Origin of the sequence: Xanthomonas dyei, from assembly GCF_002939865.1 — a bacterium.
Lineage (GTDB): Bacteria > Pseudomonadota > Gammaproteobacteria > Xanthomonadales > Xanthomonadaceae > Xanthomonas > Xanthomonas dyei.
Map to the genome: position 1 here is coordinate 1 of NZ_MDEE01000029.1, position 20,978 is coordinate 20,978.

A 20,978-nucleotide genomic window follows, 5' to 3' on the forward strand; every position below is an offset into this window, starting at 1 on the left:
CAGCGGCCGGCACCTACCGATGAACACGCCCGAAGGAAACTGATCAAAGGTCGCGGATTGAGGTCCTGACCAACACAGTTGCTACATGGACGGATTCACGGCGTGTCCCATGCCTACACGCGTGCAAGCGCCCTCAGCAGACCGCCGCATGCGCGCAAATTGGCAGCGGTGATGGTTGGAGACCTTGTGACCGGATAGCTGTAGTAAGCGGGTTGGTCGATGCGCGGCGCCGTCTCCGGGAGCGGGACACGCCGTGAATCCGTCCGTGGAGGCTCGGTAGCGGCATCCATGCCGCTACACGGTCTCGCCCCCGGAGACGACACCGCGCTTCCACGGTTGGCCGCTGCTGATCGGCAAGCAATAACGGAAGGCATCAACGTTCACTGGCTTGCTGTCTGCACCCCGCTACATCCCTGCGGTTGTCCGGCCCCTCCAGCGCAACGATGCATCGTCTCCTGGCCGCCGCGTCTCGGCCTTGCGCCACGTGATCGACCGCACAGCCGGCAAGATTCCGACGCGGGTTTGGCACGGCACGTGCATGTACCCAGCCGTACCCGGAACACATCCCCGGGTCTAACGAGGAATCGGGTCATGAATCAGGCTTTGTGGGTCGCCAAAACCGGACTGGATGCGCAGCAGACGCGCATGTCGGTCATTTCCAACAACCTGGCCAATACCAATACCACCGGCTTCAAGCGCGACCGTGCCGCGTTCGAAGACCTGCTGTATCAACAGGTGCGTGCGCCAGGCGGTTCTACCTCCGCGCAGACGCAGCTGCCCACCGGCCTGCAGTTGGGTACCGGTGTGCGGGTGGTTTCTACCTTCAAAGGCTTCGACCAGGGCAGCCAGCAGCAGACCGGCCGCGCGCTCGACGTGATGGTCAACGGGCGCGGCTTCTTCGAGGTGCAGATGCCCGACGGCACCTCCGCCTACACCCGCGACGGCACTTTCCAGATCAATGCGCAGGGCGAAGTCGTCACCAACAGCGGCTACCCGCTGCAGCCCGGCATCCAGGTGCCGCAAGGCGCGCAGTCGCTGACCATCGGCAACGACGGCACCATCAGCGTGACCCTGGCCGGCCAGGCCGCGGCGCAGGAAATCGGTTCGTTGACGCTGACCGACTTCATCAACCCCTCGGGTCTGCAAGCCAAGGGCGAGAACCTGTTCGTCGAAACCACCGCCTCCGGCCCCGCGCAGAACGGCACCCCCGGCCTCAATGGCCTGGGCACCACCGTGCAGGGCGCGCTGGAAGGCAGCAACGTCAATACGGTGGAAGAGCTGGTGAGCATGATCGAGACGCAGCGCGCCTACGAAATGAATGCCAAGGCGATTTCCACCACCGACTCGATGCTCGGTTACTTGAACAACAACGTCTGATCGGCTTGCCGGTCGCTGCCCTCTCAGGAACTCACGCCATGTCCCGCCTGCCCTCTCTCTCCTCCCTGTGCTTCGCCATTGCCTGCAGCGCGCTGCTGGGTGGCTGCGTGGCAGCCGGCGACGTGCGGCCGTTCGCCGAGCTGGCGCCGATCGTGCCGGTGGTCGCGCCGGTGGCGCAGCCCACCGCCGGTGCGATCTACGCTGCCGGCCCGGGCCTGAACCTCTACGGCGACCGTCGCGCACGCGACGTTGGCGATCTGCTGACGGTGAATTTGGTGGAAAGCACCACCGCCTCGTCTACCGCCAACACCAGCATCAGCAAGAAGGACGCGACCACCATGGCCGCACCGACATTGCTGGGTGCACCGCTCACCGTCGGTGGCTTGAACGTGCTGCAGAACTCGCTGAGCGGCGATCGCAGCTTCGATGGCAAGGGCAATACCGCGCAGAGCAACCGCATGCAGGGCAGCGTGACCGTCACCGTGATGCAGCGCCTGCCCAACGGCAATCTGGTGATCCAGGGGCAGAAGAATCTGCGCCTGACCCAGGGCGACGAACTGGTGCAGGTGCAAGGCATCGTGCGCGCCGCCGACATCGCCCCGGACAACACCGTGCCCTCGAGCAAGGTGGCCGATGCCCGCATCGCTTACGGCGGCCGCGGCGCGATCGCGCAGTCCAACGCGATGGGCTGGCTGAGCCGCTTCTTCAATTCCCGTCTGTCGCCCTACTGAGCCTGCGACCATGAATCTGTCTTCCCTGCCCTTCCGTCTGCTCGCTGCCGCCGTCGCGCTCTGCGCGATTGCCGCACCGGCATCGGCCGAACGCATCAAGGATCTCGCCCAGGTCGGCGGCGTGCGCGGCAACGCGCTGGTCGGCTACGGCCTGGTGGTCGGCCTGGACGGCAGCGGCGACCGCACCAGCCAGGCGCCCTTCACCGTGCAGAGCCTGAAAAACCTGCTCGGGGAGCTGGGCGTCAATGTTCCGGCGAACGTCAACCCGCAGCTGAAAAACGTCGCGGCGGTGGCGATCCACGCCGAGCTGCCGCCGTTCGCCAAGCCGGGCCAGCCGATCGACATCACCGTCTCCTCGATCGCCAACGCGGTGTCGCTGCGTGGCGGCTCGCTGCTGATGGCACCGCTCAAAGGCGCCGACGGCCAAGTCTATGCGATGGCCCAGGGCAACCTGGTGGTCGGCGGTTTCGGCGCGCAGGGCAAGGATGGCTCGCGGGTATCGGTCAATATTCCCAGCGTCGGCCGCATTCCCAACGGCGCCACCGTCGAGCGCGCCCTGCCGGACGTGTTTGCCGGCAGCGGCGAGATCACCCTCAACCTGCATCAGAACGATTTCACCACCGTCTCGCGCATGGTCGCGGCGATCGACAGCAGCTTCGGCGCCGGCACCGCGCGTGCGGTCGATGGCGTGACCGTGGCGGTGCGCTCGCCCACCGACCCGGGCGCGCGTATCGGCCTGCTGGCGCGACTGGAAAACGTCGAACTCTCGCCGGGCGATGCACCGGCCAAGATCGTGGTCAATGCACGCACCGGCACCGTGGTGATCGGCCAGCTGGTGCGGGTGATGCCGGCCGCCATTGCGCATGGCTCGCTCACCGTGACCATCAGCGAAAACACCAACGTCAGTCAGCCGGGCGCCTTCAGTGGCGGCCGCACGACGGTGACGCCGCAGTCCACGATCACGGCCACCTCCGAAGGCAGCCGCATGTTCAAGTTCGAAGGCGGCACCACGCTCGATCAGATCGTTCGCGCGGTCAACGAAGTGGGCGCGGCTCCCGGCGACCTGGTCGCCATTCTCGAAGCCCTGAAGCAGGCTGGCGCGCTGACGGCGGAGCTAGAGGTCATCTGACATGCGTATCGCAGCCTTGCCCATTGATCTCAACCCGAGCACCAAGGCCGATCCGGCAAAGATCGACAAGGTCTCACGTCAGCTCGAAGGCCAGTTCGCGCAGATGCTGGTCAAGAGCATGCGCGATGCCAGCTCCGGCGACCCGATGTTTCCTGGCGAAAACCAGATGTTCCGCGAGATGTACGACCAACAGATGGCCAAGGCGCTGACCGAAGGCAAGGGACTGGGCCTGTCGGCGATGATCTCCAAGCAGTTGAGCGGCGACACCGGCGGCCCGGCGTTGAACACCTCGCTGACCACCGCCAACGCGGCCAAGGCGTATGCGCTGGTGGCCGGCAAGCGCGATGCATCGCTGCCGTTGCCGGCACGCGATGGCGCCGTCGGCAGCGTCGGTGCCGGCACCGGCACGACCGGCGGACTCAACGCAGGCGGCCTGGGCGGTATCGGCATGAGCCAGGTGCTGGATCTGATCGCCGGGCGCAGCGGCGGCAGCGATGCCGGCAGCGACGACGCAGCCGCGCTGAGCTGGCCGTCGGCCAACGACCGCTGGGCCGATGTGGCCGCCAGCGATGCCGCCGATGCCAATGCCGCCGTCAACGCGAGCGCGGCCAGCACTGCTGCGTCCAGCCTGGGCGAGCGCACGCCGGAAGGCTTTGTCGCCAAGATCTGGACGCACGCACAGAAAGCCGCGCGCGAACTGGGCGTGGACCCGCGTGCGCTGGTCGCACAGGCCGCGCTGGAAACCGGCTGGGGACGGCGTGGCATCGGCAACGGTGGCGATTCCAACAACCTGTTCGGCATCAAGGCCACCGGCTGGAGCGGCAACAAGGTCACCACCGGCACCCATGAATACGTCAACGGCGTCAAAACCACCGAAACCGCCGATTTTCGGGCCTATGGTTCGGCCGAGGAAAGCTTTGCCGACTACGTGCGCCTGCTGAAGAACAACAGCCGCTACCAGGGCGCATTGCAGGCCGGCACCGATATCCGCGGTTTTGCACGCGGCTTGCAACAGGCTGGTTATGCCACCGATCCGGGCTACGCAGCCAAGATCGCGGCGATCGCCAACGGCCCGACCATCGACCGTGCGGTCGCCGCCATCGGCAACGCAGCGGCAGATCTGTCCAACCGTTACGCCAGCACCGCCGAGCCTGCCGGGCTTGGCACCATCCGTCGTTGAGGTAAACGCCCATGTCCATCATGTCCACCGGGACCAGCGCGCTGATCGCCTTCCAACGGGCGTTGTCGACCGTTAGCCATAACGTCGCCAACATCAATACCGAAGGCTACAGCCGCCAACGCGTGGAATTTGCAACGCGCACGCCTACCGACATGGGCTACGCGTTCGTGGGCAATGGCGCCAAGATCACCGATGTGGGCCGGGTGGCGGACCAGCTGGCCATCTCGCGCCTGCTCGACAGCGGCGGCGAACTCTCGCGCCTGCAGCAGCTGTCGTCGCTGTCCAACCGCGTGGACTCGCTGTATTCCAACACCGCCACCAACGTGGCCGGACTGTGGTCGAACTTCTTCGATTCCACCAGCGCGGTGTCGTCCAATGCCTCCTCCACCGCCGAGCGCCAGAGCATGCTCGACAGCGGCAACTCGCTGGCGACGCGTTTCAAGCAGCTCAACGGGCAGATGGACAGCCTGAGCAACGAGGTCAACAGCGGATTGACGTCCTCGGTGGACGAAGTCAACCGTTTGACGCAGCAGATCGCCAAGCTCAACGGCACCATCGGCAATAGCGCGGCCAACGCTGCGCCGGACATGCTCGATCAGCGCGATGCGCTGGTGAGCAAACTGGTGGGCTACACCGGCGGCACCGCGGTGATCCAGGATGGCGGCTTCATGAATGTCTTCACCGCCGGCGGCCAGGCGCTGGTGGTGGGGACGACCTCGTCCAAGCTCACCACCGTCGCCGACCCGTACCAGCCGACCAAGCTACAGGTGGCGATGCAGACCCAGGGGCAGAACGTCAGCCTCAGCGCCAATTCGTTGGGCGGCCAGATCGGCGGCCTGTTGGAATTCCGCAGCAGCGTGCTGGAGCCGACCCAGGCCGAACTGGGCCGCCTTGCGGTGGGCATGGCCAGCACCTTCAACGCCGGTCACGCCCAGGGTATGGACTTGTACGGCGCGATGGGCGGCAACTTCTTCAATATCGGCTCGCCCACCACTGCGGCCAACCCGAGCAATACCGGCACCGCCTCGCTGACCGCCAGTTTAAGCAATATGTCGGCCGTGGACGGGCAGAACGTCACGCTCAGCTTCGACGGCACCGTATGGAAAGCCACCAGCGCCAGCACTGGTGCGGCCGTGCCGATGACCGGCACCGGCACCGCGGCCAACCCGCTGGTGCTCAATGGCGTCAGCATGGTGGTCGGCGGCACCCCGGCCAGCGGCGACAAATTCCTGCTGCAGCCAACGTCCGGGCTGGCCGGCACCGTGTCGGTGGCCATCACCGACCCGTCGCGGATTGCCGCGGCCACCCCGGTCAAGGCCACCGCCACCGTCGCCAACCTGGGCTCCGGCAAGATCAGCGACGTCAAGGTCGCCAATGCGCAGAACCCGGGGCTGCTGACCCCGTCGTCGGTGGAGTTCATCGATGCCAACCAATACACCATCGATGGTACCGGTCCGTTCGCCTACACCGCCGGCCAGACCATCAGCGCCAACGGCTGGAGCTTCACGCTGGATGGCGCGCCCAAGGCCGGCGATACATTCGGCGTGGGCCCGATGGGCGCCGGCTCCAGCGACAACGGCAATGCCAAGTTGCTGGCCAAGATCGACGATGCCAAAGCGCTCAGCGGCGGTACGGTCACGCTCAACGGCGCGCTGTCGGGACTGACCACCTCGGTCGGCTCGGCCGCGCGTGCGGCCGATTACGCCGCCGACGCGCAGAAGGTCATCAACGACCAGGCGCAGGCCAGCCGCGATTCGATTTCCGGCGTCAACCTCGATGAGGAAGCCGCCAACATGCTCAAGCTGCAGCAGGCCTATCAGGCGGCCGCACAGATGATCTCCACCGCCGACACCATCTTCCAAGCCATCCTGGGCGCCGTACGCTGATGACCGACCGTATTTCCACCAGCATGATGTACAGCCAGTCGGTCGCCTCGATGGGCGCCAAGCAGGCGCGGCTGAACCAGCTCGAATCGCAGCTGTCCAGCGGGCAGCGCCTGGTCACCGCCAAGGACGATCCGGTCGCCGCCGGCACTGCCGTGGGTCTGGATCGCGCGCTGGCCGCGATCACGCGCTTCGGCGAAAACGCCAACAACGTGCAGAACCGTCTAGGCCTGCAGGAAAACGCGCTCTCGCAAGCTGGCGACAAAATGGCGCGCGTCACCGAATTGGCGGTACAGGCCAACAACTCCTCGCTCAGCCCGGACGACCGCAAGGCGATCGCCTCGGAACTGAGCGCACTACGCGACAGCATGGTGAGCCTGGCCAACAGCACCGATGGTACCGGGCGCTATCTGTTCGGCGGCACCGCCGATGGCAGCGCGCCGTTTATCAAGAGCAATGGCGGCGTCGTCTATAACGGCGACCAGACCCAGAAGCAGGTCGAAGTGGCGCCGGACACCTTTGTCAGCGACACCCTGCCCGGCAGCGAAATCTTCATGCGCATCCGCACCGGCGACGGCACCGTGGACGCGCACCCTTCCAACGCCAATACCGGCACCGGGCTGCTGCTGGATTTCAGCCGCGATGCCAGTACCGGCAGCTGGAATGGCGGCAGCTACAGCGTGCAGTTCACCGCCGCCGACACCTATGAGGTGCGCGACAGCACCAACGCAGTGGTCAGCACCGGCACCTATAAGAATGGCGAAGACATCACCGCAGCCGGCGTGCGCATGCGCATCAGCGGCGCACCGGCGGTCGGCGACAGTTTTCAGATCGGCGCCTCCACCACCAAGGACGTGTTCTCCACCATCGACGATCTGGTCGGCGCGCTCACTTCCGACACGCTGACGCAGCCGCAGAAGGCGGCGATGATCAATACGCTGCAGACCTCCATGCGCAACATCGCACAGGCCTCGACGAAGATGATCGATGCGCGCGCCTCCGGCGGCGCGCAGTTGTCTGCCATCGACAACGCCAACTCCTTGCTCGAATCCAACGAAGTCACGCTCAAGACCACCCTGTCGTCGATCCGCGATCTGGACTACGCCTCGGCGATCGGGCAGTACCAACTCGAGAAGGCCTCCCTGCAGGCCGCTCAGACCATTTTTCAGCAGATGCAGTCGTCGTCCTTGTTCAACCTGATCCGCTGATTTGCAGCAGAAAACCTGCGTTTTCCTCGCTCCTGTGCGTGCGCGCTTGTGCAGGCGGACGGAGTTTATTTTTCGAACAGTTATACCAACGCTAAAGATTTACGGGGTGCTGCCGAATCAACCAAACCCCTTGATACACAACGCTTACGTATTTCGTCCCGCAGCTGAAAAGCAGTAAAAAAATACTGAATTTCGCTAAAGGTTCCCGACGCAACGCCGTTATTCATCTCAGCAGCGGCAACGGCCAACTTGATGGCCCCCCTGCGGAGGCTCCGGGCAAGTCCCCCTTGCCGGAAAAATCGCTTAGGAGAAATCAAAATGGCACAGGTAATCAACACCAACGTAATGTCGCTGAACGCTCAGCGTAACCTCAACACCAACAGCTCCAGCTTGGCGCTGAGCATCCAGCAGCTTTCGTCGGGCAAGCGGATCACCAGCTTTTCCGTCGACGCAGCCGGCGGCGCAATCGCCGAGCGCTTCACCACCCAGATCCGCGGCCTGGACGTTGCCTCGCGCAACGCCAACGACGGCATCTCCCTGTCCCAGACCGCCGAAGGCGCGATGCAGGAAATCGGCAACAACCTGCAGCGTATCCGCGAGCTGTCGGTGCAGTCGGCCAATGCAACCAATTCGTCCACCGACCGCGAGGCGCTGAACTCCGAAGTCAAGCAGCTGACCAGTGAAATCGACCGCGTCGCCAATCAGACCAGTTTCAATGGCACCAAGCTGCTGGATGGTTCGTTCTCCGGCGCGCTGTTCCAGGTCGGTGCCGATGCCGGCCAGACCATCGGCATCAACAGCATCGCCGACGCCAACATCGATTCGCTGGGCAAGGCCAGCTTCGCTGCCGCCGTCTCCGGCGCTGGCGTCACCGGCACCGCCACCGCGTCTGGTTCGGTCAGCGGCATCAGCCTGTCGTTCAACGACGCCAGCGGCGCCGCCAAGAGCGTCACCATCGCCGACGTCAAGGTCGCTTCCGGCGACACCGCTGCCGATGTGAACAAGAAGGTCGCTGCGGCCATCAACGACAAGCTGGACCAGACCGGCATGTACGCCTCGATCAAGAGCGACGGCTCGGTGCAGATCGAATCGCTGAAGGCTGGCCAGGACTTCACCTCGCTGTCGGCTGGTACTTCCAGCGCCACCGGCATCACCGTCGGCGCCGGCATCACCACCGCCTCGGCCGCTTCCGGCTCCACCGCTTCGACCCTGAGCAGCCTGGATATCTCCACGTTCTCCGGCGCGCAGAAGGCCCTGGAAATCGTCGACAAGGCATTGACCACAGTCAACTCCTCGCGCGCCGACATGGGTGCAGTGCAGAACCGCTTCACTTCCACCATCGCCAACCTGAGCGCGACTTCAGAGAACCTGTCGGCATCACGCAGCCGCATTGCCGATACGGACTACGCCAAGACCACCGCCGAGCTGACCCGTACGCAGATCCTGCAGCAGGCCGGTACCGCGATGCTGGCCCAGGCCAAGTCGGTTCCGCAGAACGTGCTGAGCCTGCTGCAGTAACTTGCCGCAATCACCAGCAGCGTTTTGCAGCAAGTCAAAGGCCCCTCTTCGGAGGGGCTTTTTTGTGGGCGCGGGTTTTTTGACGCCGGTCGATTGGCGCGGCGGGCACGGAAGTTGCATCGGCTTGGTGGTCAGCAAGACGTGTCGGCGCCGCTAAAGTCCTCCCGGATGCGGCCGATACCCGTCTCGTAATCTCATGCATCCGCTGTCCGGATGCCCAGACGAGGAATGCAACATGGCATCGTTGATCAGTACTTCTGCTTCAGGTTTGGATATCCCCACCGTGGTGTCCACCCTGGTATCCCGTCAGAAGGATCCGGAGCAGGCGCGCATCAACAAGGCCGGCACCGCAGCGACCACGCAGCTATCGGCCATCAGCCAGATCAAGAGCAGCATGACCACGCTCAAGTCTGCGCTGGACAAGGTCGTCAGCAGCGCCGATACCAACGCCTACAAGGCCACGGTGCCGACCGATGCCGGCTTCACCGCCACCACCACCAGCTCCGCCGCGCCCGGCAACTATTCGGTGGAAGTGGTCTCGCTGGCCACCTCGCAGAAACTGGCCTCCGGCGCGTTCACCGCAGACGCCACGGTCGGCAGCGGCACATTGACGATCGGCTATGGCGACAACAGCGTCACCGTCGATATCAGTGGCACCGACAAGCTCACCGATATCGCGGCAGCCATCAACAAGGCCGCCGGCGGCAAGGGCGTCACCGCCAGCGTGGTGACCGCCAACGATGGCCAGCATCTGGTGCTCAACGCGGTCGACTCCGGCACCAAGGGCGCGCTGACCGTCAGTGCCAGCGACCCGAGCCTGAGCAACCTCACCTACAGCGCCGGTGTTACCGGCGGCATGACTCAGTCGGTGGCCGCCGCCGACGCACTGGTGCGCGTGGACGGCTTCGAACGGACCTCCAGTTCCAACACCATCAGCGACATCGTGCCGGGCGTGGTGCTCAACCTGACCAAGGCCGCCGAAGGCACCAAGTTCAACCTGGGCATCGCCGCCGACACCAGCGGTCTGAAGGGCAATCTCACCGCCTTCGCCGCGGCCTATAACACGGCCAATACCTTGCTGGCCAAAAGCAGCGCCTATGACGCCACCACCAAGACCGCCTCGGCACTGACAGGCGACTCGCTGGTGCGTGGCCTGCAGCAGCAGTTGCGCGGCCAGGTCAGCGGCAACGTCAACGAGCTCAAGGCGCTGGGCCTGAGTATCGACAAGGATGGGGTGATGAGCTTCGACGCCGCCAAGTTCGACACCGCCATCGCCTCCGACGGTGGTGCTGCCGCCGAGGTGCTCGGCAAGGACAGCAAGTTCGGCTCCGGCATGACCAAGCTGCTGGACAGCAACATCAATGCCAACAACGGCACGCTGACACTGCGCTCGGACAGCTTGAACAAGACCATCAAGGGCTATGAGGCCGACCTGGACGACCTGGACGCGCGCATGACCAAGCTGACCGATCGTTACACCGCGCAGTTCACCGCGATGGAAACCATGATCAGCAAGCTACAGGGCAGCACCAGCTCGCTCAGCAGCCTGCTCACAGGCTGATTTCCGTGATGCCGATCCTCAAGTCCCGCAAGGGTCTTGCCGATACAAGAAGGGCCTATCGTGATTTAAGCCTTGCCTACTGGCAGGAGCGTCGTCGCAGGAGCACAGCGCTCCGGGACCAGCGAAGGTCAGCCCATTGAGGAGTCATCCATGTACGGTTCCAATCGCCAATATGCCGAGCAATACCGCAAGGTCGGCGTGTCCACCAGCGTGACCGAAGCCGACCCGCACAAGCTGGTGTCGCTGTTGTTCGCAGGTGCCTGCCAGCGCATCCGTCTGGCCCAGGCCTGCCTGGTGCAGGGCGACCAGGCGCGCAAGGGCAAGGCCATTGGCGAAGCCTGCGCGATCGTCGGTCATCTGAACGGCTCGCTCGATCACGAAGCCGGCGGCGAGATCGCTGGTAACCTGTCGGCCCTGTACGACTACGTCATGCAGCGCCTGACCGCCGCCAACCTGCACAACGACGAGACCGCGTTGACCGAAGCGCTGGATTTGCTCAGCGAAATCGATTCGGCGTGGAACTCCATCCCCCTCGAACAACGCGGCCTCGCTGCGGTTTCCTGAGTCCAGCCATGCATAGCGCGCAAAGCCTTCAAACCGAAATCGCCGACCTCCGCCTTGCCATGGCGCAAGAGGATTTCGAGGCGATGCCGTTCCTGCTCGACAACCACGATCTGCACCTGCGCGAGTATGCGCAGCACGTGGATCTGAGCCAGGACCGCGACGCGTTGCAGACCTTGCACACCATGCAGCAAGATTTGATGCGGATGATGCTCGACCGTCGCCGCAAGCTGCTGGATCTGATCCGCGCCCAGCGCACCTCCTCGTCGGCCAGCCGTGCCTACGCCCGGGTCGGACGGATCTGATGACCGCACTCGGCACACGCGCGCCATCCGCCGATGCCGAGCTGTTTGCCGACACGCTCAGTTGCCAATTGCGTCTGCCGGCCGGTTTCCGCGCCGGTGCCGACGCTGGCTCGCACAGCGCCGCAGAAACGCTGCTGCGCAGCCTGGGTCAGGTCGAAGACCTGCGTAGCGAAGAAACCAGCGAAGACCGTGGCGAACTGCCGCTGCTGGTGCAACGCATGGATGCCAAGCTCGATCTGATGCTCGCGCTGATCGGTCGCCTGGTCCGCCCGGGCGACAGTGGCCTGATCCAGAATATGGTGCATTGGTCGGTCCGCGGCATCCGCCTCAATTGCGCAACCAGCTACGCACCCGGCACAACCGGCAACGTCTGCCTGCAGCCCTCCGACTGGCTTCCTGAATTGGTACAGCTTCCTGCCGAGGTACTGGCAAGCGCCAGCGATGGTCACGATCAGTGGCTGTGGCTACGGTTCGCGCCACTCTCACCGGGGTTGCAGGAGGCTCTGGAACGTCATCTGTTTCGTTTGCATCGCCGTCAGATCGCCGACGCCCGCCGCCAGCGCTGATCCCGATGGTTGGCGCCAGGCGCCGGGTCGGCTAAGGTGCCCTATACCGAAAAAAGGTCTCTTCTGCGCCGTGCGAGTCATCATCGTCGACGATCACACCCTTGTCCGCGCAGGCCTGTCCAGGCTGCTGCAAACCTTCGCCGGCATCGATGTCGTCGGCGAGGCCAGCAACGCGCAACAAGCCCTGGATATGACATCCCTGCACCGCCCGGATCTGGTGCTGATGGACCTGTCCCTGCCCGGCCGTAGCGGCCTGGATGCCATGACCGACGTGCTGCGCGCCGCGCCGCGCACGCATGTGGTGATGATGTCGATGCACGACGACCCGGTGCACGTGCGCGATGCGCTCGATCGTGGCGCGGTCGGTTTCGTGGTCAAGGACGCCGCGCCGCTGGAGCTGGAACTGGCGCTACGCGCCGCCGCTGCCGGCCAGGTGTTCTTGAGCCCGCAGATCTCGTCCAAGATGATCGCGCCGATGCTGGGCCGCGAAAAACCGGTCGGTATTGCCGCGCTGTCACCGCGTCAGCGCGAGATCCTGCGCGAGATCGGCCGTGGACAGAGCAACAAGGAAATCGCCGCCGACCTGGGCATCAGCGTCAAGACGGTCGAAACCCATCGCGCGCGCATGATGGAGTCGCTGGGCTGCCGTCGCGCCAACGATCTGGTCTTGCTCGCCGCCAAGCATCACAACGAACTGGTCTGAGCGATCGCAGCCGCACTCGCCGTATCGGTTATTCGAAACACCCGGCGCGGCCCGCACAGGGCCGCCGCGATGAAAACAGTGACGGAATTCCGGCGGGCACGCTTGAGCTCGCCCATCATGTCGGGGAGTTCCCGACAGACTGTCAGGAAAATCATCAGTCACCTCACCTGACTCCCTGATTAGAAACCCGTCGCTTTGTCCTGCAAGATGCGTTCCATCGCTGCTGCATGCAGCGCCCTTCGGAAGCGCTTCCATGAAGACGACCATTTCCGCCCAGCTTGGCCAGCAACTGCACCTCACCCCGCAGCTGCTGCAGTCGATCCGTCTGTTGCAATTGGACGGCATGCAGTTGGAACTGGAAATCCGTCGTGCCCTGGAAACCAATCCGTTGCTGGAGTTGGAAGAGCTGGCCGATAATGGGGACGAGGCCACCACCAACGACGATGGCGCCGACGATATCGCTGCGTTCGACGAGCTGCCGGAAAGCACGATGTGGGACGTGCAGAGCAGCAGTTGGAACGATGGCGACGACGACCGCATGCAGCGCGTGGCCGCCGGCGAGTCCACCGATCCGCATGTGCGCATCCTGCGCGACCTGGCGCTGGACCTGGACGAGGCCGCTTTGGGGGCCGCCGCGTTCTGGTTGGAGCAGACCGACGATGCCGGGTATCTGACCGAGGCGCTGTCGACGCTGCAGCAGCTCGGCGCCACGCGCCTGGGGATGACCGTCGAGGCAGTGGAAGCGATCCGTCAGCGCCTGTTGCACGGCGACCCGGCCGGGCTAGCCGCCTGCGACCTGCGCGAGTGCCTGCAAGCCCAGTTGAACGCCCTGCCCGGCCGCGTCCCGGCTCGTCATCTGGCCGCGCGCATCCTGTCCGGCGATCTGGATCTGCTGGCCAGCCACGACTACGCGCTGCTGGCGCGTGCGCACGATGCCGAAGTGGACGACGCGCGCGAAGCGGTGCGGCTGATCCTGTCGCTGCAACCGCGCCCGGGCGACGACCTGCTGCAGGAAAGCAACGCCAGTGTGATTCCGGATGTGCTCGCCTGGCATGCCGATGGTAGCTGGCGCGTGGCGTTGAATCCGGCCACCACGCACCGCGTCAGCATCAACCCGGTCCACGAACGCGCATTGGCCGAGGCCGGCGATGCCGCGCAGCCGCTGCGCGACATGCTGCAGGAAGCGCGCTGGCTGACCCGCGGGCTGTCGATGCGCTACGAAACCCTGCTGCGCGCCACGCGTGCGATCGTCGAACGCCAGGCCGCCTTCCTGGCGCGTGGCGAAGAAGCGATGGCACCGCTGACGCTGAAGGAAATCGCCGACGAGATCGGCATGCACGAATCGACGATTTCGCGCATTACCACCGGCAAATACCTGCAAACCCCGCGTGGCACCTTCGAACTCAAACATTTCTTCGCCGTGCGGCTGGAAGGCGCCAGCGTCTCCGGCCAAGCGGTCAAGGCCATGGTGCGCCGTTTGATCGAGAGCGAGCCGGCGGGCCGCCCGCTGGCCGACGAAGCCATTGCCGGCCTGTTGTCGCGTCAGGGCGTTAATATTGCGCGAAGGACCGTGGCCAAGTACCGCGAACAACTCGACATCGCCCCGGCCCGCGAGCGCCGCCGTAACAACAAACCGCTGCTTGCGCGAGCGGGATAAGGACTACTATGAGCAAACTCACCGTGCTGCTGGTCGACGACCACGAGGGCTTCATCAACGCTGCGATGCGTCATTTTCGCAAAGTGGAGTGGCTCAACATCGTGGGCAGTGCCGCCAATGGACTGGAAGCGATCGAGCGCTCTGAGTCGCTGCGCCCCAATGTCGTGCTGATGGATCTGGCCATGCCCGAGATGGGCGGCCTGCAGGCCACGCGTCTGATCAAGACGCAGGACGATCCGCCGTATATTGTCATCGCGAGCCACTTCGACGATGCCGAGCATCGTGAACACGCTCTTCGCGCGGGTGCTGACAATTTTGTCAGCAAGCTGTCCTATATCCAGGAAGTCATGCCAATCCTGGAGGGCCTGACGGAAGGAGCCAGGAATGAGTGAGTCCCGCATTCTGCTAATCGACAGTGACGCCGTGCGCGCCGAGCGCACCGTGTCGCTGCTCGAGTTCATGGACTTCAATCCCCGCTGGGTTACCGACGGCGCCGACATCAATCCTGGCCGTCACCGCCACGATGAGTGGATGGCGGTGATGGTGGGCTCGGCGCAGGACGCCGCGCAGGCCGATAAATTCTTCGACTGGCTGGCCGATGCCAAGCTGCCGCCGCCGGTGCTGTTGATGGAAGGCAGCCCGATCACGTTTGCGCAGACCCACGGTCTGCACGAAGCCAATGTCTGGGCATTGGACACGCCGCTGCGCCACGCACAGCTGGAAGCCCTGCTGCGCCGCGCAAGCCTCAAGCGTCTGGATGCCGAGCATCAGGCCGGCGTGCAGCAGGACACCGGTCCGACCGGCAACAGCGAGGCGGTGACTCGCCTGCGCCGCTTGATCGACCAAGTGGCCGCGTTCGACACCACCGTGCTGGTGTTGGGCGAATCCGGTACCGGCAAGGAAGTGGTCGCCCGCGCCATCCATCAGCATTCGCCGCGCCGCGACGGGCCGTTTGTCGCAATCAATTGCGGCGCGATCCCGCCGGACCTGCTCGAAAGCGAACTCTTCGGTCATGAAAAAGGCGCCTTCACCGGCGCACTGACCACACGCAAGGGCCGCTTCGAAATGGCCGAGGGCGGCACCCTGCTGCTGGATGAAATCGGCGACATGAGCTTGCCGATGCAGGTGAAGTTGTTGCGCGTGCTGCAGGAGCGCAGTTTCGAGCGCGTTGGCGGTGGCCAGACCATCCGCTGCAACGTGCGCGTGATCGCCGCCACCCACCGCAACCTGGAAACGCGCATCAGCGACGGGCAGTTCCGTGAGGATCTGTTCTATCGCCTCAACGTGTTCCCGATCGAAATGCCGGCGTTGCGCGAGCGCGTCGACGATCTGGCCATCCTGGTGCAGACGATTGCCGGCCAGCTGGCGCGTACCGGTCGCGGCGAAGTGCGCTTTGCCGATGAAGCCTTGCAGGCGCTGCGCAGCTACGACTGGCCGGGCAATGTGCGCGAACTGACCAACCTGGTGGAGCGCCTGGCGGTGCTGCATCCCGGTGGCCTGGTGCGCGTGCAGGACCTGCCGGCGCGCTATCGCGGCGATTTTGCATCGTCCATTCCGGTCGAGCTGCCGCCGGAACCAGCCTTTGTGGCGGCGCCCACTGACGCTGGCGCACTGCCGAGCAACGTGGTGACGCTGCAGCCCAAGACGGCCGATGCCGAACCGGCCGCTGCCGCCAGCCTGCCCGACGACGGCATCGATCTGCGTGGCCACATGGCCACCATCGAGCTGGCCTTGATCAACGAAGCCCTGGAACGCACCCAGGGCGTGGTTGCGCATGCGGCCCAGTTGCTCGGCCTGCGCCGCACCACGCTGGTGGAGAAGCTGCGCAAGTACGGCATCGACCGCGAGCAGACCGAGCTGGCGAACTGAGCGGGCCACGGCTCCGCCAGCGCCCGCTGGCATAGCGCTTGCTTCAACAGGATCACTCCGTCCGCAGCCACCGGTTGCGGCGGAATCCCGACATTCACCCGTCCCAGCGAGGCATTGATGCCCATCCCCGTCACCAGTCCGCTGCTGCCGCCGCTGGAAGACTTTCTGCCGTATCTGGAACGGATCTGGACCAGTCGCATCCTCAGCAACGGCGGCGAGATGCACCGTGCGCTCGAGCAGGCGCTGTGCGACTACCTGGGCGTGCCGCATCTGGCCCTGTTGACCAACGGCACCACCGCGTTGATCACCGCCTTGCAGGCGCTGCGCATCACCGGCGAAGTCATCACCACGCCCTACTCCTTCGTGGCCACGGCGCACTCGTTGCTATGGAAGAGCATCACCCCGGTGTTCGTGGATATCGACCCGGTGACGCTGAACCTGGACCCGTCCAAGATCGAGGCGGCCATCACCCCGCAGACCACCGCGATCATGCCGGTGCACTGCTATGGCACCGCGTGCGATACCACTGCGATCACGCGCATCGCCGACATCTACAACCTCAAGGTGATCTACGACGCGGCGCATGCGTTCGGCGTGCGCGATGCCGGCGGCTCGATCCTGCGTCATGGCGACCTGAGCGTGTTGAGCTTTCATGCCACCAAGGTGTTCAACACCTTTGAAGGCGGCGCCATCGTGTGCCCGGACGAACGAACCTATCAACGCATCGGGCATCTGAAAAACTTCGGCTTCGTCGACGAAACCACGGTGGTCGCACCCGGCATCAACGGCAAGATGAATGAGATCAGCGCCGCGTTTGGCCTGTTGCAGCTCAAACACATCGATGAGGCCATTGCGCAACGCGGCGCGATCGACGCGCAGTACCGGCAGCGGCTGAGCGCAGTGCGCGGCATCCGCTGCGTGGCATCGCCGCAGCATTCCAGCGCCAATCACGCGTATTTCCCGATTCTGGTGCAGGACGACTACCCGCTGTCGCGCGATGCGTTGTATCAGTTGATGCGCGAACACGGCATCCTGGTGCGGCGTTACTTCTATCCGTTGATCAGCGACTTCCCGATGTATCGCGCCCTGCCCTCGTCGGCGCCGGCGTGGTTGCCGGTGGCGCGCTCGGTGGCCGCACAGGTGCTGTGCCTGCCGATCTTTCCCGGCCTGCACAGCGATCAGGTCGACACCATCGCCGACCTGATCGCCGGCGCACAGGCAACATGATCGCAACACGCTGCACCTGCATTTCAGACTCCCATCTCTTCAACCGGCAACCAGGCGAGATCGCATGACCCAGGCAACATTTATCGAGAACTTCCTCTCCGCCACCGACTTCCAGGAACCGGTGGAGGTCACGCTGGACACCGTGCTGCTGGAATTGCCGGAGTGGGATTCGCTGGCCGCGCTGGGTGTGATCGTCATGTTCGACATGGAATACGGCAAGACCATCACCGGCGAACATCTCACCGCCGCCGTCACCGTGGGCGATCTCTACACACTGACCGAGGCGTAACATGCCGACCTCCACGCTGCACAACGTCCGCTTTGCCGGCATGGCGACCTGCGTGCCGAAGCGGGTCGTGTCCAACCTCACCGACTGCCGGCCGCAGATCCGTTCCGAGCGCGAGCGCCTGGTGCGCAACATCGGCATCGAGACGCGGCGCATGTCCCAGCCCTGGCAGTGTTTTTCGGACCTGGCCTTCGATGCGACTGAGGTGCTGCTGGACAAGCTGCAGTGGAAGCGCGAGGAGATCGATGCACTGATCGTCGTGACGCAGTCGCCGGATTATCCAATTCCGGCCACCGCAATCATCCTGCAGGACCGGCTGGGGCTCTCGCACGCCACGGTCGCCTTCGACGTCAACCTGGGCTGCTCGGCCTACCCGTTCGGCATCAACCTGCTCGGCTCGATGATCGCCGCCGGCGGCGTCAAGAAGGGTTTACTGCTGGTCGGCGACCGCAGCGCCAATCTGGAAGACCCAATCTTCTCCGACTCCGGCACCGCCACCGCGCTGGAGTTCAGTGCCGACGCGCCGCCGATGTATTTCGACCTCAACAGCGATGGCAGCGGCTACAAGGCCATCATCCTGCCGGTGGGTGGTCAACGCGAGCCTGTCGCGATACAGCACCTGCTTCCTTATCGCGAAAACGAGAAGGATCGCTGGCACCAAGCCACCGATCTGCAACTCGATGGCACCGCCGTGCTCAGCTTCTCGACCCAGCGCGTCCCTCCCGCAGTTGAAAAATTGATCACGTATGCCGGTGTTTCTAAAGATGAGATCGATTATTTCGTGTTCCATCAAGCCAACCGGATGATCAACGAGACCATTCGCAAGAAGCTCGGCCTGCCGGTGGAAAAAGTCCCCTCGACACTGCGCGACTTCGGCAACACCAGCGGTGCCTCGCTGCCGGTGACGATGACCGCGCGCATCAATAAGGAACTCGAATCTGGCCCAAAGCGTGTCCTTCTTTCAGGCTTCGGGATCGGCTTGTCTTGGGGTACCTGCCTGATTGATATCGAAGGCGCGATGTTTCCGGAGTTGATCGAGTCGTGAATAACGCCCTCGATCCGAACGACCCGTTCTCGTTGCAGGGCAAACGCATCCTGGTCACCGGTGCATCGTCAGGCATCGGACGACAGATCGCGCTGAGTTGCGCGCAGATCGGCGCACAACTGGTCATCAGCGGCCGCGACGAAGGCCGCCTGGCCGAGACCTTCGCCACACTTGAAGGCACAGGGCATGAGCAGGTGATCGCCAACCTGGACAAGCAGGAGGACATCGACCATCTCGTGGCGTCGGTCGGTGTCCTGGATGGCGTCGCACACGCGGCCGGTATCGCCCGGCTAGCACCATTCCGGATGATCAACCGCGCGCAACTGGACGAAACCTTCGCCAGTAATGTCTATGCACCGCTGCTACTGACGCGCGGCCTGCTGGCGAAAAAGCGCATCAACGCCAAAGGCTCGATCCTGTTTATCTCGGCGGTGGGTTCGCACGTCGGCCCGGTGGCCACTGCCGCCTACTCCGCCAGCAAGGCGGCCCTGCTCGGCGCAATGCGCACTCTGGCACTGGAAGTGGCCAAGCACGGTATCCGCGCCAACTGCATCGCCCCCGGCTACGTGCGCACGCCAATGCTCGACGGCCTCAACCAGAGCGGTGGCAACATCGACGAGCACGCCAAACAGACACCGCTGGGACTGGGCGAACCGGAAGACGTGGCTTACGCGGCGGTGTTTTATCTCTCCGACGCAAGTCGCTGGGTTACCCGCAACTACTTTGTCGTAGATGGTGGCCTGACCGTGCCGATGGACATCTACGCATGAGCAATCCGACTCGCAACGCCTTTTCCCTGACGGGCAAGACCATCCTGGTTACCGGCGCATCATCCGGCCTTGGCCAGGAAATCGCACTGACCTGCGCACGGCGCGGCGCGCGCTTGGTGATCAGCGGTCGCGATCCCGAGCGTCTCCAGCAAACCCATGCGCAACTGGCAGGCGACGGGCATGTGCAGGTGCAGGCCGACCTGACTGTGTCGGAGGATCGGGAGCGCCTGGTGCAAGCCAGCCAGCGCATCGACGGCGTAGTGCACTGCTTCGGCGGGCAGATGCTGTCGCCGATCCGCCAGCTGAAGGAAGAACTAATGACGCGCATGTACCAGGTGCATTTCCTTGCGCCGGTCATGCTGACGCAGCGTCTGCTGCAAGCCAATGCCATTCATGCGCAAGGCTCCCTGGTGTTCATGCTGTCCACCTCCGCGCATATTGGTACACGCGGCGTGGGACCGTACTCGGCAATGAAGTCTGGCCTGCTGGGCATTATCCGGTGCTTAGCTTTGGAACAGGCGAGGCACCGCGTGAGAGTCAACGGTATTTCGCCATCGGTCGTGCCTACTCCGCGCCTTTGGGGTGAGGACAACGAGCTCAACGAACCGCTGAATCAACAACGCGCGCGCCATCCACTGGGTCTGGGCACACCGCAAGATGTCGCCAACGCCGCGGTCTACCTGCTGTCCGACGCCAGTCGCTGGGTCACCGGCACCAGCCTGGTCATGGACGGCGGGGCGGTGCTCTGATGGAACGCGTCCTCATCATCGGCGCCAGCGGCTGGGGCCGCGAAGTCCTGGAGCAAATGCGTAACGATGCCGGGCATGGCAAGGACTGGCTGATCGGCGGGTTCCTGGACAGCCGTACCGATATCCTAGACAGCTACGGCGTCGACACACCGATCATCGGCGATCCGATGAGCTACCTGCCACAGCCCGACGATGTATTCGTCTGTGCGATGGGCAATCCCTACGACCGCCACCGCTACGCTCTGCCGATCCTCGAAAAAGGCGGGCGGTTCATTCCAATCTGTACCGACGTCCGCCTGGGGAGGCGGGTGCAGTTCGGCCAGGGCTGCTTCTTTGGCCTGATGGTCCATTCCGGGCCGGACGTGCGTATCGGCGACTTTGTCACCATCCATGCCCAGAGCATGCTCGGGCACGACGTCCACATCGGTGACTACGTGCACGTTGGCGCAATGGCATTCATGGGCGGCGGCGTACAGATTGGCGACTTCGTCACCGTGCACCCGCGCGCCACCCTGATGCCAGGCGTCAAGGTCGGTGACGGCGCCGTCATCGGAGCCGGCGCGGTGGTCCTGAAGGACGTACCGGCCGGCGCCACGGTGTTCGGCAATCCGGCCAAAATTGTTTTCCACAAAAACATACCGACAGACTGATCC

21 protein-coding genes are annotated in these 20,978 nt (G+C 64.3%); all 21 read left to right on the top strand.

Annotated features, from left to right (window positions below; translation table 11 throughout):
* Nucleotides 1-591 precede the first annotated feature (591 nt).
* The 21 genes from flgG (at nt 592) to XdyCFBP7245_RS16865 (ending at nt 20,975) form a co-directional block, all read left to right on the top strand.
* Entirely contained in the window at nt 592-1,377 is a 786-nt protein-coding gene (gene flgG, locus XdyCFBP7245_RS16765; RefSeq protein ID WP_104616670.1) for a flagellar basal-body rod protein FlgG, read from the top strand.
* A gap of 38 nt (nt 1,378-1,415) precedes the next feature.
* Nucleotides 1,416-2,108, top strand: coding sequence for a flagellar basal body L-ring protein FlgH (gene flgH / locus XdyCFBP7245_RS16770; protein ID WP_104616671.1), 693 nt, complete (start codon nt 1,416-1,418; stop codon nt 2,106-2,108).
* 10 nt (nt 2,109-2,118) lie between these two features.
* The gene (locus XdyCFBP7245_RS16775; RefSeq protein ID WP_104616672.1) at nt 2,119-3,237 is read left to right on the top strand and encodes a flagellar basal body P-ring protein FlgI; all 1,119 of its coding nucleotides are present in this window, start codon (nt 2,119-2,121) and stop codon (nt 3,235-3,237) included.
* Between the two features lies 1 nt (nt 3,238).
* Nucleotides 3,239-4,417 carry a flagellar assembly peptidoglycan hydrolase FlgJ gene (gene flgJ / locus XdyCFBP7245_RS16780; RefSeq protein ID WP_104616673.1) on the top strand — a complete coding sequence of 393 codons (1,179 nt, stop codon included), beginning with the start codon at nt 3,239-3,241 and terminating at the stop codon, nt 4,415-4,417.
* An 11-nt stretch (nt 4,418-4,428) separates the two neighbouring features.
* Nucleotides 4,429-6,303, top strand: coding sequence for a flagellar hook-associated protein FlgK (flgK, locus tag XdyCFBP7245_RS16785; RefSeq protein ID WP_104616674.1), 1,875 nt, complete (start codon nt 4,429-4,431; stop codon nt 6,301-6,303).
* A complete protein-coding gene (gene flgL, locus XdyCFBP7245_RS16790; protein WP_104616675.1) occupies nt 6,303-7,508 on the top strand; it encodes a flagellar hook-associated protein FlgL in 1,206 nt (401 codons plus the stop codon). Before flgK ends, flgL begins: the two co-directional genes overlap by 1 nt.
* Nucleotides 7,509-7,826: 318 nt before the next feature.
* Entirely contained in the window at nt 7,827-9,026 is a 1,200-nt protein-coding gene (locus XdyCFBP7245_RS16795; protein ID WP_104616676.1) for a flagellin, read from the top strand.
* Between the two features lie 235 nt (nt 9,027-9,261).
* Nucleotides 9,262-10,587, top strand: a complete 1,326-nt coding sequence (fliD, locus tag XdyCFBP7245_RS16800) for a flagellar filament capping protein FliD (protein ID WP_104616677.1) — start codon at nt 9,262-9,264, stop codon at nt 10,585-10,587.
* Between the two features lie 150 nt (nt 10,588-10,737).
* Nucleotides 10,738-11,151: a flagellar export chaperone FliS gene (gene fliS / locus XdyCFBP7245_RS16805; RefSeq protein WP_104616678.1), complete on the top strand. Its 414-nt coding sequence runs from the start codon at nt 10,738-10,740 to the stop codon at nt 11,149-11,151.
* A gap of 8 nt (nt 11,152-11,159) precedes the next feature.
* A complete protein-coding gene (locus tag XdyCFBP7245_RS16810; protein ID WP_104616679.1) occupies nt 11,160-11,453 on the top strand; it encodes a hypothetical protein in 294 nt (97 codons plus the stop codon).
* On the top strand, nt 11,453-12,019 hold the full coding sequence (locus tag XdyCFBP7245_RS16815) for a PilZ domain-containing protein (protein ID WP_104616680.1): 567 nt from the start codon (nt 11,453-11,455) through the stop codon (nt 12,017-12,019). Before XdyCFBP7245_RS16810 ends, XdyCFBP7245_RS16815 begins: the two co-directional genes overlap by 1 nt.
* Before the next feature lie 70 nt (nt 12,020-12,089).
* Complete coding sequence (locus XdyCFBP7245_RS16820; protein ID WP_003482986.1) at nt 12,090-12,722, top strand: response regulator transcription factor; 633 nt, start codon at nt 12,090-12,092, stop codon at nt 12,720-12,722.
* Nucleotides 12,723-12,975: 253 nt separating this feature from the next.
* Nucleotides 12,976-14,379, top strand: coding sequence for an RNA polymerase factor sigma-54 (gene rpoN, locus XdyCFBP7245_RS16825; protein WP_104616681.1), 1,404 nt, complete (start codon nt 12,976-12,978; stop codon nt 14,377-14,379).
* A gap of 8 nt (nt 14,380-14,387) precedes the next feature.
* Complete coding sequence (locus XdyCFBP7245_RS16830; protein WP_005997154.1) at nt 14,388-14,771, top strand: response regulator; 384 nt, start codon at nt 14,388-14,390, stop codon at nt 14,769-14,771.
* A complete protein-coding gene (locus tag XdyCFBP7245_RS16835) occupies nt 14,764-16,248 on the top strand; it encodes a sigma-54 dependent transcriptional regulator (protein ID WP_055854474.1) in 1,485 nt (494 codons plus the stop codon). Before XdyCFBP7245_RS16830 ends, XdyCFBP7245_RS16835 begins: the two co-directional genes overlap by 8 nt.
* 117 nt (nt 16,249-16,365) lie before the next feature.
* Entirely contained in the window at nt 16,366-17,475 is a 1,110-nt protein-coding gene (locus tag XdyCFBP7245_RS16840) for a DegT/DnrJ/EryC1/StrS family aminotransferase (RefSeq protein WP_104616682.1), read from the top strand.
* 64 nt (nt 17,476-17,539) lie between these two features.
* On the top strand, nt 17,540-17,764 hold the full coding sequence (locus tag XdyCFBP7245_RS16845; RefSeq protein ID WP_104616683.1) for an acyl carrier protein: 225 nt from the start codon (nt 17,540-17,542) through the stop codon (nt 17,762-17,764).
* A 1-nt stretch (nt 17,765) separates the two neighbouring features.
* Complete coding sequence (locus XdyCFBP7245_RS16850) at nt 17,766-18,806, top strand: ketoacyl-ACP synthase III (RefSeq protein WP_104616684.1); 1,041 nt, start codon at nt 17,766-17,768, stop codon at nt 18,804-18,806.
* Nucleotides 18,803-19,576 (top strand): SDR family NAD(P)-dependent oxidoreductase, encoded by a 774-nt coding sequence (locus tag XdyCFBP7245_RS16855; RefSeq protein ID WP_104616685.1) that lies wholly within the window; start codon nt 18,803-18,805, stop codon nt 19,574-19,576. The genes XdyCFBP7245_RS16850 and XdyCFBP7245_RS16855 overlap by 4 nt, the downstream gene beginning before the upstream one ends.
* Nucleotides 19,573-20,325 carry an SDR family NAD(P)-dependent oxidoreductase gene (locus XdyCFBP7245_RS16860; RefSeq protein WP_104616686.1) on the top strand — a complete coding sequence of 251 codons (753 nt, stop codon included), beginning with the start codon at nt 19,573-19,575 and terminating at the stop codon, nt 20,323-20,325. Before XdyCFBP7245_RS16855 ends, XdyCFBP7245_RS16860 begins: the two co-directional genes overlap by 4 nt.
* Nucleotides 20,325-20,975, top strand: a complete 651-nt coding sequence (locus XdyCFBP7245_RS16865) for an acetyltransferase (protein WP_104616687.1) — start codon at nt 20,325-20,327, stop codon at nt 20,973-20,975. The genes XdyCFBP7245_RS16860 and XdyCFBP7245_RS16865 overlap by 1 nt, the downstream gene beginning before the upstream one ends.
* The last annotated feature ends 3 nt before the right edge of the window (nt 20,976-20,978 follow it).

Coding starts and splice junctions, on each gene's coding strand:
- flgG (WP_104616670.1), top strand. CDS start 592: ATGAATCAGGCTTTGTGGGTCGCCAAAACCGGACTGGATGCGCAGCAG.
- flgH (WP_104616671.1), top strand. CDS start 1,416: ATGTCCCGCCTGCCCTCTCTCTCCTCCCTGTGCTTCGCCATTGCCTGC.
- XdyCFBP7245_RS16775 (WP_104616672.1), top strand. CDS start 2,119: ATGAATCTGTCTTCCCTGCCCTTCCGTCTGCTCGCTGCCGCCGTCGCG.
- flgJ (WP_104616673.1), top strand. CDS start 3,239: ATGCGTATCGCAGCCTTGCCCATTGATCTCAACCCGAGCACCAAGGCC.
- flgK (WP_104616674.1), top strand. CDS start 4,429: ATGTCCATCATGTCCACCGGGACCAGCGCGCTGATCGCCTTCCAACGG.
- flgL (WP_104616675.1), top strand. CDS start 6,303: ATGACCGACCGTATTTCCACCAGCATGATGTACAGCCAGTCGGTCGCC.
- XdyCFBP7245_RS16795 (WP_104616676.1), top strand. CDS start 7,827: ATGGCACAGGTAATCAACACCAACGTAATGTCGCTGAACGCTCAGCGT.
- fliD (WP_104616677.1), top strand. CDS start 9,262: ATGGCATCGTTGATCAGTACTTCTGCTTCAGGTTTGGATATCCCCACC.
- fliS (WP_104616678.1), top strand. CDS start 10,738: ATGTACGGTTCCAATCGCCAATATGCCGAGCAATACCGCAAGGTCGGC.
- XdyCFBP7245_RS16810 (WP_104616679.1), top strand. CDS start 11,160: ATGCATAGCGCGCAAAGCCTTCAAACCGAAATCGCCGACCTCCGCCTT.
- XdyCFBP7245_RS16815 (WP_104616680.1), top strand. CDS start 11,453: ATGACCGCACTCGGCACACGCGCGCCATCCGCCGATGCCGAGCTGTTT.
- rpoN (WP_104616681.1), top strand. CDS start 12,976: ATGAAGACGACCATTTCCGCCCAGCTTGGCCAGCAACTGCACCTCACC.
- XdyCFBP7245_RS16830 (WP_005997154.1), top strand. CDS start 14,388: ATGAGCAAACTCACCGTGCTGCTGGTCGACGACCACGAGGGCTTCATC.
- XdyCFBP7245_RS16835 (WP_055854474.1), top strand. CDS start 14,764: ATGAGTGAGTCCCGCATTCTGCTAATCGACAGTGACGCCGTGCGCGCC.
- XdyCFBP7245_RS16840 (WP_104616682.1), top strand. CDS start 16,366: ATGCCCATCCCCGTCACCAGTCCGCTGCTGCCGCCGCTGGAAGACTTT.
- XdyCFBP7245_RS16845 (WP_104616683.1), top strand. CDS start 17,540: ATGACCCAGGCAACATTTATCGAGAACTTCCTCTCCGCCACCGACTTC.
- XdyCFBP7245_RS16850 (WP_104616684.1), top strand. CDS start 17,766: ATGCCGACCTCCACGCTGCACAACGTCCGCTTTGCCGGCATGGCGACC.
- XdyCFBP7245_RS16860 (WP_104616686.1), top strand. CDS start 19,573: ATGAGCAATCCGACTCGCAACGCCTTTTCCCTGACGGGCAAGACCATC.
- XdyCFBP7245_RS16865 (WP_104616687.1), top strand. CDS start 20,325: ATGGAACGCGTCCTCATCATCGGCGCCAGCGGCTGGGGCCGCGAAGTC.